The 15,971-nt window shown below is 60.8% G+C and carries 13 protein-coding genes and 1 tRNA gene; 8 read left to right on the top strand and 6 right to left on the bottom strand.

Annotated features, from left to right (window positions below):
* The first annotated feature begins 134 nt into the window (after nt 1–134).
* From CAK78_RS01285 to CAK78_RS01260, 6 genes are all read left to right on the top strand, one after another.
* The gene (locus CAK78_RS01285; RefSeq protein ID WP_094696116.1) at nt 135–1,754 is read left to right on the top strand and encodes an ABC transporter substrate-binding protein; all 1,620 of its coding nucleotides are present in this window, start codon (nt 135–137) and stop codon (nt 1,752–1,754) included.
* 97 nt (nt 1,755–1,851) lie between these two features.
* Complete coding sequence (gene oppB / locus CAK78_RS01280; RefSeq protein ID WP_005302198.1) at nt 1,852–2,772, top strand: oligopeptide ABC transporter permease OppB; 921 nt, start codon at nt 1,852–1,854, stop codon at nt 2,770–2,772.
* Between the two features lie 14 nt (nt 2,773–2,786).
* Nucleotides 2,787–3,698 (top strand): oligopeptide ABC transporter permease OppC, encoded by a 912-nt coding sequence (gene oppC, locus CAK78_RS01275; RefSeq protein ID WP_094696114.1) that lies wholly within the window; start codon nt 2,787–2,789, stop codon nt 3,696–3,698.
* A 118-nt stretch (nt 3,699–3,816) separates the two neighbouring features.
* A complete protein-coding gene (locus CAK78_RS01270) occupies nt 3,817–4,797 on the top strand; it encodes an ABC transporter ATP-binding protein (RefSeq protein ID WP_017786762.1) in 981 nt (326 codons plus the stop codon).
* Nucleotides 4,798–5,793 carry a murein tripeptide/oligopeptide ABC transporter ATP binding protein OppF gene (oppF, locus tag CAK78_RS01265; RefSeq protein WP_094696113.1) on the top strand — a complete coding sequence of 332 codons (996 nt, stop codon included), beginning with the start codon at nt 4,798–4,800 and terminating at the stop codon, nt 5,791–5,793.
* A 302-nt stretch (nt 5,794–6,095) separates the two neighbouring features.
* A complete protein-coding gene (locus CAK78_RS01260; RefSeq protein ID WP_094696112.1) occupies nt 6,096–7,040 on the top strand; it encodes a TerC family protein in 945 nt (314 codons plus the stop codon).
* Between the two features lie 56 nt (nt 7,041–7,096).
* On the opposite strand, the gene alr is transcribed toward CAK78_RS01260, so the two are convergent.
* Nucleotides 7,097–8,323, bottom strand: a complete 1,227-nt coding sequence (gene alr, locus CAK78_RS01255) for an alanine racemase (RefSeq protein WP_094696111.1) — start codon at nt 8,321–8,323, stop codon at nt 7,097–7,099.
* A gap of 189 nt (nt 8,324–8,512) precedes the next feature.
* On the opposite strand from alr, the gene CAK78_RS01250 reads away from it, so the two are divergent.
* The gene (locus tag CAK78_RS01250) at nt 8,513–8,959 is read left to right on the top strand and encodes a methyltransferase family protein (protein WP_054544682.1); all 447 of its coding nucleotides are present in this window, start codon (nt 8,513–8,515) and stop codon (nt 8,957–8,959) included.
* A 72-nt stretch (nt 8,960–9,031) separates the two neighbouring features.
* On the opposite strand, the gene CAK78_RS01245 is transcribed toward CAK78_RS01250, so the two are convergent.
* The 4 genes from CAK78_RS01245 to CAK78_RS01230 form a co-directional block, all read right to left on the bottom strand.
* On the bottom strand, nt 9,032–10,291 hold the full coding sequence (locus CAK78_RS01245; RefSeq protein WP_042050658.1) for a dicarboxylate/amino acid:cation symporter: 1,260 nt from the start codon (nt 10,289–10,291) through the stop codon (nt 9,032–9,034).
* A gap of 205 nt (nt 10,292–10,496) precedes the next feature.
* Entirely contained in the window at nt 10,497–11,021 is a 525-nt protein-coding gene (locus CAK78_RS01240) for a CC0125/CC1285 family lipoprotein (protein ID WP_094696110.1), read from the bottom strand.
* A 90-nt stretch (nt 11,022–11,111) separates the two neighbouring features.
* Nucleotides 11,112–11,188, bottom strand: a tRNA-Pro gene (locus CAK78_RS01235).
* Nucleotides 11,189–11,422: 234 nt separating this feature from the next.
* Nucleotides 11,423–12,766, bottom strand: coding sequence for a dihydroorotase (locus CAK78_RS01230; protein WP_017782966.1), 1,344 nt, complete (start codon nt 12,764–12,766; stop codon nt 11,423–11,425).
* Nucleotides 12,767–12,845: 79 nt separating this feature from the next.
* Between CAK78_RS01230 and CAK78_RS01225 the strand changes: the two genes are divergently transcribed.
* Nucleotides 12,846–13,730, top strand: coding sequence for a 6-carboxytetrahydropterin synthase (locus tag CAK78_RS01225; RefSeq protein ID WP_176452630.1), 885 nt, complete (start codon nt 12,846–12,848; stop codon nt 13,728–13,730).
* Nucleotides 13,731–13,806: 76 nt separating this feature from the next.
* Here CAK78_RS01225 and CAK78_RS01220 read toward each other — a convergent pair whose 3' ends face one another.
* A complete protein-coding gene (locus CAK78_RS01220) occupies nt 13,807–15,807 on the bottom strand; it encodes a methyl-accepting chemotaxis protein (protein ID WP_254924670.1) in 2,001 nt (666 codons plus the stop codon).
* Nucleotides 15,808–15,971 lie beyond the last annotated feature (164 nt).

Here is a 15,971-nt window from a genome sequence, read left to right as displayed (position 1 = left end):
TTTTTTGACCATGAAGTCCAGTCCTGCCTGACGATATCTATTGCATTATCAGAAATGTCAGGGAATTATGCTGGCAGCGGGGTACTTATCTCGTCGATGGAAAAATGCATGGAATGTTCTTGTGGAGTATGGAAATGACTCATAAAAAAACAATGATTAATACCCTATTGGTGGCAGCTCTGTTTGGCGGTGTCAACGCGGCACAAGCCGCCGATGTGCCCGCAGGTACCAAGCTGGCTGAGGTTCAGCAGCTGGTGAAAGGCAACGGCTCCGAGCCCGCCACTCTCGACCCGCACAAAACCGAAGGAACGGTTGAATCCAATATTCTGCGTGACCTGTTCGAAGGTCTCGTCTCCTCCGGCCCCAAGGGTGAAGTGCTCCCCGCCATGGCCGAGTCCTGGGAAACCAAGGACAACAAACACTTCGTCTTCCACCTGCGCAAAAACGCCAAGTGGTCCAACGGGGATCCGGTCACTGCCCACGACTTCGAATATGCCTTCAAACGGGCCGTCGATCCGAAAACCGCCTCTCCCTACTCCTGGTATCTGGAGATCCCGACCATCGTCAACGCCTCCGACATCATCGCGGGCAAGAAGCCGTCAGATACGCTGGGCGTGAAGGCGGTGGACGACTACACCTTCGAGGTACAGCTGGAGAAGGCGGTGCCTTACTTCGTCAGCATGCTCTCCCACACCACTACCTACCCGGTGCCGAAGAAGGTGGTCGAGAAGTTCGGTGACAAGTGGACCCAGCCCGGCAACATGGTATCCAACGGTGCCTATGTGCTGAAGGATTGGGTGGTCAACGAGCGCGTTGACGTCGAGCGCAACAAAAACTACTGGAACGACGCCAAGACTGTCATCAACAAGGTGACCTATCTGCCGATCCAGTCCACCAACGCCGAGCTGAACCGTTACCTGGCTGGCGAAGTGGATCTCACCTACAACATGCCCATCGAGCGCTTCAAGCAGATGAAGAAGGAGCTGCCGAACGAGGTGAAGGTGAGCGGCTACGTCGGTACCTACTACTACCAGTACAACTTCAAGAAGAAGCCGTTTGATGACGTGCGGGTGCGTACCGCGCTCTCCTATGCCATCGACCGCAACGTGATCGCCGACAAGGTGATGGGCAAGGGGGAAACCCCGGGCTACACCCTGGTCCCTGATTTTGTGGATGGCTTCAAGCCGGTGGCGCCGGCCTGGTCCAAGTTGACCCAGGCAGAGCGCGATGCCAAGGCGAAAGAGCTGCTGACCGAAGCCGGTTTTGGTCCGGGCAAGCCGCTCAAGTTCGAGCTGCTCTACAACACCGACGACAACCACAAGAAGGTGGCGGTCGCCGTGGCCTCCATGTGGAAGAAGCTGGGCGTGCAGGTGAGCCTGGTCAACCAGGAGTGGAAAACCTACCTGGAGACCAAGAAACAGGGTCAGTTTGACGTGGGCCGTGCCGGCTGGATCGCCGACTACAACGAAGCTTCGTCCATGCTGGATCTGATGCAGACCACCCACGGCAACAACGACGGCAAATACTCCAACTTGGCGTTCGACAAGTTGATGAACGAGTCGCGCAACCAGGTGGATGCCGAGGCGCGCAACAAGCTCTACGTCCAGGCTGAAGAGATCCTGGCCAAGGATATGCCGATCGCCCCCATCTATCAGTACGTGACTTCCCGTATGGTCAAGCCCTATGTGGGCGGCTATCCGGCCAACCCGCTGGACAACCTGTACAGCAAAGACATGTACATCATCGCCCACTGATTTTCGTTACAAGTCGCATAACAAGCAGGGCCCGCCAGACGGCGGGCCTTTATTACAACCGCGACCCTTTGGAAGCAGTACAGGACAGGAATTGTCTATGTTGAAATTCATTTTTAAACGTCTACTGGAAGCGATCCCGACTCTGCTGGTCTTGATCACCGTCTCCTTCTTCATGATGCGTTTCGCGCCGGGTAACCCCTTCAGCAGCGAACGCACCCTGCCACCCGAAGTGATGGCCAATATCGAAGCCAAATATGGCCTCGACAAGCCGATCGGGGTGCAATATCTCACCTATCTGGGCAACCTGGTGCAGGGGGATCTCGGTCCTTCCTTCAAGTACAAGGACTTCACCGTCAATGATCTGGTGAGCCAGGCACTGCCGGTTTCCGCCAAGATAGGTTCCTTCGCCTTTCTGTTTGCGGTGACGCTGGGGGTCACCTTCGGCACCATTGCCGCCCTCAAACAGAATACCGTCATCGACTACCTGTTGATGTCGTCGGCCATGGCCGGGGTGGTGATCCCGGGCTTTGTGCTGGCGCCCCTGCTGGTGCTGTTCTTCAGTATTCATCTGGGCTGGTTCCCGGCCGGTGGCTGGCAGGGTGGTGGCGTGCAGTTCATGGTGCTGCCGGTGTTCGGCATGATGATGTATTACATCTCCGCCATCTCGCGGATCATGCGGGGCAGCATGATCGAGACCATGAACTCCAACTTCATCCGTACCGCCCGCGCCAAGGGACTGCCGCTGCGCCACATCATCCTGAAACACGCGCTGCGCCCGGCCATGCTGCCGGTGGTCTCCTACCTGGGCCCGGCCTTCGTCGGCATCATCACGGGTTCCGTGGTGATCGAGACCATCTTCGGCCTGCCGGGGATTGGCCAGCTGTTCGTCAACGGTGCCCTCAACCGTGATTACTCCATGGTGCTCGGTCTGACCATTCTGGTCGGTGCCCTCACCATCACCTTTAACGCCGTGGTCGATATTTTGTATGCCTTTATCGATCCCAAGATCCGTTACTAAGCCGGGAGTACATCATGGTTGTCACAACTGAAAAACGCGAAGCCGTCGAGGCGTTCGCCCAGAAAGTGGAAGTGGTGGAAGGACGCTCCCTGTGGAAGGATGCCCGTCGCCGTTTCCTGCGCAACAAGGCGGCCCTGACCAGCCTGATCATTCTCTCCATCATCGGCTTGGCGGTGATCGTGGGGCCCCATCTGTCCCAGTACACCTTTGACGATCCTGACTGGGGCGCCATGCAGGCGGCTCCGGACATGGAAACCGGCCACTGGTTCGGCACCGACAGCCTTGGGCGCGATCTGTTCGTGCGCACCCTGCTTGGCGGGCGCATCTCGCTGATGGTCGGCATCATGGGGGCCATGGTGGCCGTCATCATCGGCACCCTGTATGGCGCGGCATCCGGTTTCATCGGCGGTCGGGTCGACAGCCTGATGATGCGGGTCCTTGAGATCCTCAACGCCTTCCCCTTCATGTTCTTCGTGATCATGCTGGTGACCTTCTTCGGCCGCAACCTGGCGCTCATCTTCATCGCCATTGGTGCGGTGAGCTGGCTCGACATGGCGCGGATCGTCCGCGGCCAGACCCTGAGCCTCAAGAGCAAGGAGTTCATCGAGGCGGCCCATGTCTGTGGCGTCTCCAAGTGGAAGATCATCACCCGTCATATCGTGCCCAACGTGCTGGGGATAGTGGCGGTCTACGCCACCCTGCTGGTGCCGGGCATGATCATGTTCGAATCCTTCCTGAGCTTCCTGGGGCTGGGGGTGCAAGAGCCCATGACCAGCTGGGGCGCCCTGCTGGATGAAGGCTCCAAGTCGATGGAAGTGGCCATCTGGCAACTCCTGTTCCCCGCCGGTTTCATGGTGGTGACCCTGTTTTGCTTCAACTTCCTCGGGGATGGTCTGCGTGACGCCCTCGATCCGAAGGATCGCTGAGAAAGCGGCGAAAGAGCGTTGGAACAACGCGCCGAAGGGCCGCACAGTGCGGCTCAATCGGGCGGACAGCGCATCGGATCGACAGGAAAACGTCACGAAAGATCGATAAGGAGTTTTTATGAAGTTACTGGATGTAAAAGATCTGCGGGTCGAGTTCAAGACCCCGGACGGCAATGTGGTGGCGGTCAACGACCTCAACTTCTCTCTCTCTGCCGGCGAGACCCTGGGCATCGTCGGGGAATCCGGTTCGGGCAAGTCCCAGACCGCGTTCGCCATCATGGGGCTGCTGGCCAAGAACGGCATCATCACAGGGTCTGCCAAGTTTCAGGGCGACGAGATCCTCAATCTGCCGGAGCACAAGCTCAACAAGATCCGCTCCGAGAAGATCGCCATGATCTTCCAGGACCCCATGACCTCGCTCAACCCCTACATGAAGGTGAAGGATCAGCTGATGGAAGTGCTGATGCTGCACAAGGGGGTCAGCAAGGCCGAGGCGTTCGAGGAGTCGGTGCGCATGCTGGATGCGGTGAAGATCCCCGAGGCGCGCAAGCGGATGGGGATGTACCCGCACGAGTTCTCCGGCGGCATGCGCCAGCGGGTGATGATCGCCATGGCGCTGTTGTGCCGGCCGCAACTGCTCATCGCCGACGAGCCGACCACGGCGCTGGACGTGACGGTACAGGCCCAGATCATGACCCTGATGAACGAGCTCAAGCGCGAGTTCAACACCGCTATCATCATGATCACCCATGACCTGGGCGTGGTGGCCGGCATTTGCGACAAGGTGCTGGTGATGTACGCCGGCCGTACCATGGAGTACGGCCGGGTCAACGACATCTTCTATCGCCCGAGCCACCCCTATACCGAAGGCTTGCTGCGCGCCATTCCCCGCCTCGATACCGAAGGGGAAGTGCTGCCCACCATCCCGGGCAATCCGCCCAACCTGCTGCGTCTGCCCACCGGCTGCCCCTTCCAGGAGCGCTGCCACCGGGTGAGCGAGATTTGCGGCCGGCAATCCCCAGTTCTGACGCCGTTCAATGACGGCCGGGAGCGGGCTTGCCACTGGGTATCGGATGCCATCATCAAGGGAGTGAACTAAATGGGGACTGACAAGAAACTGCTGCTGGAAGTGTCCGACCTCAAGGTCCACTTCAGCATCAAGAGTGACAAGGCCTGGCCCTGGGCCAAACCCTCCGCCCTGAAAGCGGTGGACGGGGTGACCCTGCGCCTGTATGAAGGGGAGACCCTCGGCGTGGTGGGGGAGTCCGGTTGCGGCAAATCCACCTTTGCCCGGGCGCTGATCGGCCTGGTGCCGGCTACCGATGGCAAGGTGGTGTGGCTCGGCAACGATCTGACCAAGCTCGACCAGAAGGCGCTGCGGGAGAAACGCAAGGAGATCCAGATGATCTTCCAAGATCCGCTGGCCTCCCTCAACCCGCGCATGACCATAGGCGATATCATCGCCGAGCCCCTCATCACCTTCTACCCGACCCTGCCGAAGGAGGAGGTAAAGGAGAAGGTGCGCGCCATGATGAGCAAGGTGGGGCTCTTGCCCAACCTGGTCAACCGCTACCCCCACGAGTTCTCCGGCGGTCAGTGTCAGCGCATCGGCATCGCCCGGGCGCTGATCCTGGAGCCCAAGATGATCATCTGTGACGAGCCGGTCTCGGCGCTGGATGTGTCGATCCAGGCCCAGGTGGTGAACCTGCTCAAGTCCATCCAGAAGGAGATGGGGCTGTCGCTCATCTTCATCGCCCACGACCTGTCGGTGGTCAAGCACATCTCGGATCGGGTGCTGGTGATGTATCTGGGCAATGCGGTGGAGCTGGGGACCGGCAAGGAGATCTTCGCCAACCCCTTGCACCCCTATACCAAGGCGCTGATGTCGGCGGTGCCCATTCCAGATCCGGATCTGGAGCGCAGCAAGACCATCCAGATCCTGGAAGGGGAGCTGCCATCGCCGATGAATCCGCCCTCAGGCTGCGTGTTTCGTACCCGCTGCCCGGTGGCCGGCCCGGAGTGCGCCAAGACCCGGCCCCAGCTCGAGGGCAACTTCGATCATGCGGTCTCCTGCCTCAAGGCCGATCCGCTCTGATGGATGAGTCGCAACGAAAAAACGGGGTGCCCAGGTGGCGCCCCATTTTTTTGCGGGGAAGATGAAGATGCCCCTTGGCGTTCCCTTTTGCCGCTGTTACTATCCGCCGCACAAGGGGAGTAACTTCTCGCCGGTTTGTCGTCATTACGGTGCACCCATATCCTGCAGTGCACCCGGCAGCCGGGCAGTCGATGAAAATCGGCTGTAAGTGAGACCTTACCGAGAGGCAAGGTGTATCTGCTCCAGACGCGAACCCACTGCCTCCCGGCCGTGGGTTTTGTCGTTTTTGGGAGAAGTGAAAAATGGGTGAATGGTGGATGTGGGCTGGTTTCTTCAGCATAGTGCTGGTCCTGCTGTGGATTGATATCCGCTTTGTCGGCGGCGGCAAGGCACACAAGGTGTCGCTCAAAGAGGCAGGCATCTGGTCCCTCATCTGGATCAGCGTGGCGCTCCTCTTCAACCTGGCCATCTGGCTCTGGCTGGATCACAGCGCAGGCCGTGAAATTGCCAACCAGAAGGGGCTGGAGTTCCTCACCGGCTACCTCATCGAGAAGGCGCTGGCGGTGGACAACGTCTTCGTCTGGTTGATGCTGTTCGGCTACTTTGCCATTCCGGCCGAGCTGCAGCGCCGGGTGCTGCTGTACGGGGTACTGGGTGCCATCGTGATGCGGGCCGGCATGGTGTTCGCCGGCAGCTGGCTCATCGAGCAGTTCCACTGGATCCTCTATCTGTTCGGCGCCTTCCTGCTGCTGACCGGGATCAAGATGCTGTGGGCGGCCGACAAGGAGCCTGATCTGGCCAACAACCCGCTGCTGGGCTGGATGCGGCGTCGCTTCAAGGTGACGGAGACCCTGGAGGGGGGGAATTTTTTCGTCTGGCGCGATGGGGTACGTTACGCCACGCCGCTGCTGCTCATTCTGGTGCTGGTGGAGGTGAGCGATCTCATCTTCGCGGTGGACAGCATTCCGGCCATCTTCGCGGTGACCACGGATCCCTTCATCGTGCTGACCTCCAACATCTTCGCCATCATGGGTCTGCGTGCCATGTACTTCCTGCTGGCCGGGGTGGCCGAGCGCTTCGCCCTGCTGAAATACGGTCTGGCACTGATCCTGATGTTTATCGGGGTCAAGATGCTGCTGCTGGATGTGTTCAAGATCCCGACTGGCATCGCGCTCGGGGTTGTAGCATTGATCCTGCTGGCCTCCATGGGGCTGAGCCTCTGGGTGACCCGCAAGAAAACGGTATAATTGGCAAACAAGCAAAAGGGCTCCCGCGGGAGCCCTTTTTTATGGCAAAGAGTGGCTTAGCGCTTGATCTTCTTGGGGTTGGTGTAGCCCCAGATGGTGTACATGTCCGCCAAGAGGGCGCCGTTGTACTCCTCGAGATCGGCCTGTTTCACCTCGGCGTCACCCTGGCGGCCAAACAGCACCACCTCGTCACCGGGTTTGACCCCCTTGAGGTCAGTCACGTCCACCATGATGGTGTTCATGGAGGTCTTGCCCACCACCGGTACCTTCTGGCCCTGGATCAGCACATAGGCCTTGTTGCTCAGCGCCCGGCGATAGCCGTCGGAGTAGCCCAACGGCAGGTTGGCGAGCCAGGAGTCGCGCTTGAGGGTGAAGGTGCGGTCATAACCGACGCTGTTGCCGGCCGGGTAGTGGTTGACGGAGGCGACCTGGGTCTTGAACGCCATCACCCGTTTGTACTCGGTGTAGGAGGGGATGGAGTCACCGTACAGCAGGCCGCCCGGGCGCACCATGTCGAAGTAGGCGTCCGGCACTTCCAGGGTGGCGAAGGAGTTGGCGGCGTGGATGGTGATCTTGCTGCGATCCAGCTTGCCCGCTTCCAGCAGCCACTGGGAGTCCAGCTTGAACTGGGCCAGACCCATCTTGACGTCCTCTTTTTCCTCCACCGGGAAGTGGGTCATGATGCCGACCGGGGTGATCCCCTTGAGCTTGAGCATGGCCAGCGCGTCTTCCTTGGCGTCAGCCAGACGCAGATCGATGCCGTTGCGGCTCATGCCGGCGGAGTTCAGCGCGATATGCACCGGGATATTGGTGTGGTGGCGCTGGGCGATGTCGGCGATGCCCTGGGCACTCACCAGGCTGCCGATGAGCTCTTCCATCTTGTAGGGCAGGGCCTGTTCCACTTCGGCCGGGGTAGCGGCACGCACCCGCATCAGGCGGCCGGTGAAGCCCTTCTCGCGGGCCACGCGGGCCTCTTCATTGCTGGCGATACCGATGCAGGGAATGCCCGCCTTGACCACCGAGGGGACCAGCAGGTCGATGCCGTGGCCGTAGGCGTCCGCCTTCATGATGGCGCAGATCTTGGGTCCCTTGTCGCCGAGGCGATCCTTGAGGGTCTGGATGTTGTGCTCGAAGGCGCCGAGATCAACCTCCAGCCAGGCATTGCTGGCGGTCTGCACTTCGCCGTTGCGATGATCGCTGGCGAGCGGCAGATAGGGGGCTGCGACGGCCTGACCGGCCAGCAGGCCCAGGATCAGGGTGGCCAGCAGTGTCTTCTTGTGCATGGGGTGGTTCCTTTTTTATTGTTTGGGTTGAGGCGCATGACGGTCAGCGGCTGACCGTTTTCATGCAGATGGGATAAAGTGTAGCCAAGGCATTGTTATCATTATGAACTTTGTCAATTTTCCACGGCGCTTTCCCGCCGGGGAGTGTAACGCAAGGTGCCGATCGTGGCACCTTCCGGGAGCCAATAGATGATGAGTCTTGAGTGTCGGGTACCACCGCTGCTGCTGTTTGGCCTGATCGTGGCAGCCATGCTGGGATGGGGATCGGGTGACGTGAACGGTGGCTGGCCGCTGCCGGCCCTGTTGCTGGCCATGCTGGGCACTGTGTTTGGCCTGGGGGGCGTGCTGCGCTTTCGCCGCCAGGGCACCACGGTCACGCCGCTGCGCCCTGAGCAGGCCAGTACACTGGTGACCGGGGGGATCTTTCGTGTCAGCCGCAATCCCATGTACCTGGGGTTGCTCTGCTGGACCATGGCGTTGGCCTGTTATCTGGGTGGGCTGCTGGTGTGGCTCGGTCCGCTGCTGCTGTGGGGCTGGCTCAGCCGCTGGCAGATAGTGCCGGAGGAGCGGGCGCTGCAGGGGCGCTTTGGTGAGGCCTATGCGAATTACTGCCAGCGGGTGCGGCGCTGGTGCTAGGAACCGCACTGTTGCCATGAGGCACAAGAAAACGGCCCGCAGATGCGGGCCGTTTTGATGGGAGGGTGAGGATCACGCCTTGGCGGTATCCACCTCGCCGAGCGGCGCGGTTTCTCCCAGGCTGTCTTCGCTCTTGGCCACCACGCTGGCGGCGATGGCATTGCCCAGCACGTTGGTGGCGGAGCGGCCCATGTCGAGGAAGTGGTCGATGCCGAGTAGCAGCAGGATGCCCGCCTCCGGGATCTGGAACTGGTTGAGGGTGGCGGCAATGACCACCAGGGAGGCGCGCGGTACGCCGGCCATTCCCTTGGAGGTGACCATCAGCAGCAGCAGCATGGTGATCTGCTGGGCCATGGATAGCTCGATGCCGTAGGCCTGGGCGATGAACATCACCGCGAAGGTGCAGTACATCATGGAGCCGTCCAGGTTGAAGGAGTAGCCCATGGGCAGCACGAAGCTGGCGATGCGCTTGTCACAACCGAACTTCTCCAGCCGATCCAGGGTTTTCGGATAGGCGGCCTCGGAGCTGGCGGTGGAGAAGGCCAGCAGGATGGGCTCGCGGATCAGGGCCAGCAGGGTCAGGATGCGGCGGCGGATGAACAGGCTGCCCATGGCGATCAGCAGCAGCCAGAGGCAACCCAGTGCCAGGTAGAACTGGGCCATGAAGGTGCCGTAGGTGGCCAGGATGCCGAGCCCTTCTTTGGCGACCATGGCGGCGATGGCGCCAAACACCGCAAACGGGGCGAAGTTCATCACGTAGCCGGTCACTTTGAGCATGATCTCGGCGCCGCTGGCCATCAGCTTCACCACCGGCTTGGCGGCATCCCCCAGGGCGGCGGCAGCCAGTCCGAAGAAGAGGGAGAACACCACGATCTGCAGGATCTCGTTGGTGGCCATCGCCTCGACCACGCTTTTCGGGATGGCGTGGGTGACGAAGTCCTTGAGGGAGATGGCGCCGGCGACCACGCCGGAGCTGGCAGTGTCATCGGGCAGGGAGAGGGAGAGCCCCACCCCTGGCTGCATCAGGTGGACCATGATCAACCCCAGCGTCAGCGACAGCAGGGAGGCGAGCATGAACCAGCCCAGGGTCTTGACGCCGATGCGACCCACGGTGCGGGTGTCGCCCATCTTGGCAATGCCGACCACCAGGGTGGTGAATACCAGAGGGGCGATGATCATCTTGATCAGGCGCAGGAAGATGTCGGTCAGCAGGGTAATGTCGTCGGCAAAGCCGGCGGCCTGGTCAGGAGCAAACATGCGATAGCCCTGACCGGTAAGGATGCCAACCAGCATTGCGATGAGGATGGCAGCCGTCAATTTGTTCATTTTCATGGGGTGGGTCCCAGTTTTGATGAGTGCAAAGCATTTCAAGTGGCAAGGGCGCCACTTCAGTCCGTTTTTGTGATCCGAGCCGTAGATTCCTGACAGCCGGTGTGCTTGCAGCATGCCTAATCCGGGGGGGTAAATCCAGCGCCTTGTAGCAGAATTTTATGTTGCGATTAGGTGTATGTGATATAGATCTTGCAATTTGCCTGTATTAATCGCTGTTTATTTTAATTTTCGCGAGATAATCGGCTTTCATGCTGCGGTCGTTCCTGGCGTGATGGGCGAGGGTGAAGACCAGCAGTGCCGAGATGCGGTGTTCCACGGTGCGCAGGTCCAGAAAGGGGTCCGGTTCGTCGTCATCGAACCCGAACATGGGGCGGCTCGGGGTCACTCTGACCGCATCTCGTTGCAGGGTCAACTCGTTGACCTCAAGCCACTGATAACCTTCGGCTTGCGCCATTTCGCCCGCCCGTTTCAGCACATACTTGCGGGCGGTTTCCCGGCTCACCAGATCGTTGCCGACAAACTCCAGCTGCCACTTGTCCGGCCCGAGCCGGGTCTGGGAGAAGCCGGTCTGGCCATTCCAGAACGAGGGTTCGCTGTGATAAGGGGTGGCACAGCCAACCAGCAGGGCAGTGCAGAGGCAGATCAGCAGCAGGGCGGGAACAGAGGGACGGGGAGAGGGCATCTCGATCACCGGGTGGCAGCAGAGGGCTTCACTACAGCACAAAGCCATGGGGGGCACAAACGGTTGGTCGTTTCCTGCGGTGGCGCGCCTGAAAGAAAAAAGGCCTTGTCGTTTGACAAGGCCTTTCTCGGGGAATGATGGTCGGCGTGAGAGGATTTGAACCTCCGACCCCTGACACCCCATGACAGTGCGCTACCTGGCTGCGCTACACGCCGACGAAGTCAGTCTGAGCTGACGGGGGCTGAGTTTATGGAGATGGACCCGACCTGTCAACAAGGAAACCGCGGCGGCGGTGCGTTCGCCTGCTTTGCGAACAATCGGCGCTCAAAGTGCCGCCACTTGCCAAAAATCCGCTCATTACGGGGTTGATAACCGCTTAAAACAAGCAGGCCGCCCGGGTGGGCGGCCTGTGATGGTGCGATGGTGACGGTGGCACCGATTGGGAGGGATCAGCGGTTGAAGGTGAGCCGCTTGCCCAGCACCTCGTTGGTGACCTGGCCGTTTTGCCAGGCGATCTGGCCGTTGACCAGGGTCATCTCCACCGTGCTGTGGAAACGATAGCCGTTGAAGGGCGACCAGCCGCACAGGTAGAGCAGGTTGCTGTCGTTGACCACGTAGGGCTTGCCCAGATCCAGCAGCACCAGGTCGGCGAAGTAACCCTCGCGAATGTAGCCGCGATCCTGCACCTGGAAGCGCTCGGCTACCGCGTGGGAGGTTTTCTTGACGATGGTCTCCAGCGAGAATACCCCGTTGTGATAGAGCTCCAGCAGGGCCAGCAGGGAGTGCTGCACCAGCGGCACGCCGGACGGCGCCTTGAAGTAGCTGTTCTGCTTCTCTTCCCAGGTGTGGGGGGCGTGGTCGGTGGCGATGATGTCGAGCACGTCATTGCGTACCGCATCCAGCAGGGCGTGCTGGTCGGCGGCGCTCTTCACCGCCGGGTTGCACTTGATCTGGCTGCCTAGGGTATCGTAGTCCGCCTCGTTGAAGAACAGATGGTGAACGCACACCTCGGCGGTGATGTTCTTGTCCTTGAGATCCTTCAGATCCGGGGTGGCGGTGAAGAGCGACAGCTCTTTCGCCGTGGTCAGGTGCAGCACGTGCAGCTTGGCGCCGTACTGCTTGGCCAGGGAGACCGCCAGGCTGGAGGATTTGTAGCAGGCGTCGGCGCTACGGATGCGGCCGTGCTCGCGCATCGGCACATCTTCGCCCCACTTGGCGCGGGCTTCGTCTTCCAGCACCTTGATGGTTGGGGTGTCCTCGCAGTGGGTGACGATCATCACCGGGCTCTCGCGGAAGATGGCGGCCAGGGTCTCCTGATTGTCCACCAGCATGTTGCCGGTAGAGGCACCCATGAAGATCTTGATGCCGCAGGACTGTTTCGGATCGAGCTTCTTGATCTCTTCTAGGTTGTCGTTGGTGGCGCCGAGGTAGAAGCTGTAGTTGGCAGCGGAGGAGTTGGCGGCTATCTGGTATTTGGCTTCGAGGGCATCGAGGGTGGTGGTCTGGGGATTGACGTTGGGCATTTCCATGAAGCTGGTGGTGCCACCGGCCACGGCGGCCCGGGATTCACTGGCGATGGTCCCCTTGTGGGTCAGCCCCGGCTCCCGGAAATGGACCTGATCATCGATCATTCCTGGGATGAGGTGACGGCCCGCGGCATCGATCACCACTGCATCGGGGGCACTGATATCCGGGGCGATGCGGGCAATCCGTTCCCCCTCGATCAGCACGTCGGAGGCATAGATGCGGCCTTCGTTGACCAGGGTGGCATTCTTGATAAGCAATTTGTTCATGGGGGGTTCCAGTTCCTTTGCCGATAATCGCGGGTCATAATAGCGCAAACCGCCCTTTCTCTGTAGCAAGGCCTGACTGATGAAGTTATTTGTAAAAGATTTGACCGTGATCGACTCCAGCTACCTGTGCGAACGCCGCGGTATGGTGGGGGAGAGCTGGCTGGTGGACATCGAAATGAGCGGCGAGCTCAACGAGATGAGCATGTTGCTGGACTTCGGCCGGGTCAAGAAACTGATCAAGTCGATCATCGACGACGAGGTGGATCACAAGCTGCTGGTGCCGACCGAGAGCCCCCTGGTGCAGGTGGCCCAGCTGGACGGTGACGAGAGCACCGTCGATCTGCTGAGGCCCGGTCGCTCCATCCACCTGCGCTGCCCGAGCCAGGGCTTCGCCTTCATTCCGGCGCCGCAGGTGGACAAGGAGTCCGTCACCCGTTATCTGCTGGCGGTGCTGGCCAAGCGGCTGCCGGGCAACATCAAGGACTTGTCGCTGACCCTGCGCCAGGAGGCCATCGACGGCGCCTTCTATCACTACAGCCACGGCCTCAAGAAGCACGACGGCAACTGCCAGCGCATCGCCCACGGCCACCGCTCTCCCATCGAGATCCACGTGGACGGCGAGCGTGACCAGGAGCTTGAGCTGAACTGGGCCGAGCGCTGGGCCGACATCTATCTTGGGACCGACGAGGAGCGGGTGGCCCTCGGCGATCTTGCGTTGAGCGAGCAGGCCAAAGCCATCCTGCAAGAGGCTGGCGAACACTACGTCGGCTTCAAGTATGTGGCGCCGCAAGGACTGTTCCAGCTGGCCATGCCGGCGGCTGAGGTGGAGATGATCGACACCGACACCACCATCGAGCTGCTGGCCCACTACATCGCACGCGAGGTGAAGAAGAGCGTGGGCGACAAGTTCGTCAAGATCGTGGCCTATGAAGGGGTAGGCAAGGGTGCCATCGCCTACGCCTGATCCCGCGCCGCTTGCCAGTAAAAAAACAAGGCCCCGCATCTGCGGGGCCTTGTCGTTGCTGGGGCTGGCGTGGGCGTCAGGCGCTGAGCCGGAAGCGCTTGACCAGGCTCTCCTGCTGCTCGGCCAGCGAGTCGAGCTGCTGGCTGGTTTCGGCCACCCGCTCGATCCCCTGATAGTTGAGATCCGAGATGTCGGAGATGCGGTTGAGGTTGTTGGCGATGTCGGCGCTGGTGGCCTGCTGCTGCTCGGCGGCGGAGGCGATCTGGCTCGACATGTCGCTAATGAGCACCACTATGCCCTGCACCTCCTCCATGGCGTTGTTGGCGTGGGAGCTCTGATCCATGCAGCTGTCCATCTCGCGGGAGCACTCCTGCATCACGGTGACCGCCTTGGCGACCCCCTGCTGCAGGTTTTCGATCATGGTCTGGATCTCGCTGGTGGACTGGGCAGTGCGCCCGGCCAGGCTGCGCACCTCGTCGGCCACCACCGCAAAGCCGCGACCCTGCTCGCCGGCCCGGGCCGCTTCGATGGCGGCATTGAGGGCCAGCAGGTTGGTCTGCTCGGCGATGCCGCGAATGACGTCGAGGATGTTGCCGATCTGTCCGCTCATGGCACTCACGTCGCCAATCACTTTGCCGGTCTGCTGCAGCTTGCCCGCCAGCTGGTGGGTGGTGGTGATGTTGCCGGCCATCACCTTGCGGCCGGTCTCTGAGGCTTTCTCCACGTCCATTACCCGCTCCAGGGTCTGGTTGGCGGCCTGGGCCACCTCGCGTACCGAGGCCTCCATCTGGGTCATGGCGGCGGCGACCGAGGCGGTCTCCTGGCGCTGTTTCTCCAGATCCGCCCGCACCGATTCGGTGGTGTGGCGGTTGTCATGGGCGGCGTTGTTGAGCTGGTTGGAGGCCTGGGAGAGCTGGCTCAGCACCTCGCCCATCTGCTCGATCAGCAGGTTGACCTGGCTGCCGAGCCGGCCGAATTCGTTGTTGCTGCGAAAACCGATGCGCTGGGTCATGTCGCCCTGGGTCACCTCGGTCAGCACCCGCAGCAGCTCCTTGAGCGGACGGCGAATGGCCTTGCCGAGGGTGTAGGCCACCAGGATGGCGATGGTGATGGCGATGACCAGCGCCACCCCCTGGGTGAGGGTGCTCTGGGTCTGTACCTTGCCGGAGGCGCGGATGCTGTTGTTCATCAGCTGCTGGCTCTGGGCGGTGATCTGCTCGAGCTTGCTCTGGATGTTGACGATGAGCTTGCCGGCCTGCTTGCTCTGCTCGCGCATCCGCTCCTGCTGCTGCATCAGCGCCAGGTACTGGGCCAGCACGCCGTCGCTGGCGGTGGTGTCGCGCACGAAGCCGTGCACGTAGTGGCCCATGTTGTTGTCAAAATCCTTGAGCTCCCCCTGCAGATCCTTGATGGTGCTGTTGAAGCCCTCGATCTGCATCTTGTTGCGCTTGAGCGCCGCCTCGATGGGGGCGGGGATGCTCTGGTTGAGGGCATCCATGGTGGAGAGTTCAATGGCGGAGAGCTTGGTGGTCAGGGTCTCGGAGAGCATCTTGATGAAGCTGTCGTCGATGGTGATCATCATGTCCCCCAGGTTCTTCTTGAACTGGGGCAGGCTGACCTGGAACTGGCCCTTGGCTTGGTTCACCTTGTAGAGCCGGGTGAGCAGGGCCTGGTGTTCGGTGGGCAGGGTCTCGGTCAGCTGCAGGTACTCCTTGACCAGCTGGTTGAGCGCGCCGAGCTCACTCTGCAGCTCCGGGTGTTCCGCCGCCTGTTGGGCAAGGGTGGCGAGGGTCTGGTCGACCTGCGCCTTGGCCTGCTGCAACTCGGCCACTTCGGCCGGGATCTGCTTGAGATCCTGCTCGGTCAGCACGTCGGTGAGCCACTTGTTGGCGCTGAGCAGGCAGATCTGGGTCTGACTGCTGGCGATCACCAGCGGCATGGTCTGCCGGGTGACCTGATCCAGCGCCTGATTGAGCTCGCTCTGGCTGCGGAAGGTGAGTACCGAGGTGGCCGCCATCACGGCCACCAGGATGGCAAAGCCAAGATAGACCCTCTGCAAGATGGAGAGGTCTGACATTGTTTGTTTCATTATTGTCCCGCTGTATATGCAAAAGTCCCTTGCCTGAATACCCCGTCCATTTGATACCCTGCTACCACTGTGGGCGAGCAACGTCGGCAGACGTCTTCCGGCTATCGGTATTTTTAACAATAACTGAAGAGAATGGGACAACGGCTGTGTCA

The sequence above is a fragment of the Aeromonas sp. A35_P genome (genome assembly GCF_002259925.1).
In the GTDB taxonomy this organism is placed as follows: domain Bacteria; phylum Pseudomonadota; class Gammaproteobacteria; order Enterobacterales; family Aeromonadaceae; genus Aeromonas; species Aeromonas dhakensis.
Note: the sequence above shows the minus strand (reverse complement) of the source record. Positions and strands in the feature narration are given on the sequence as shown.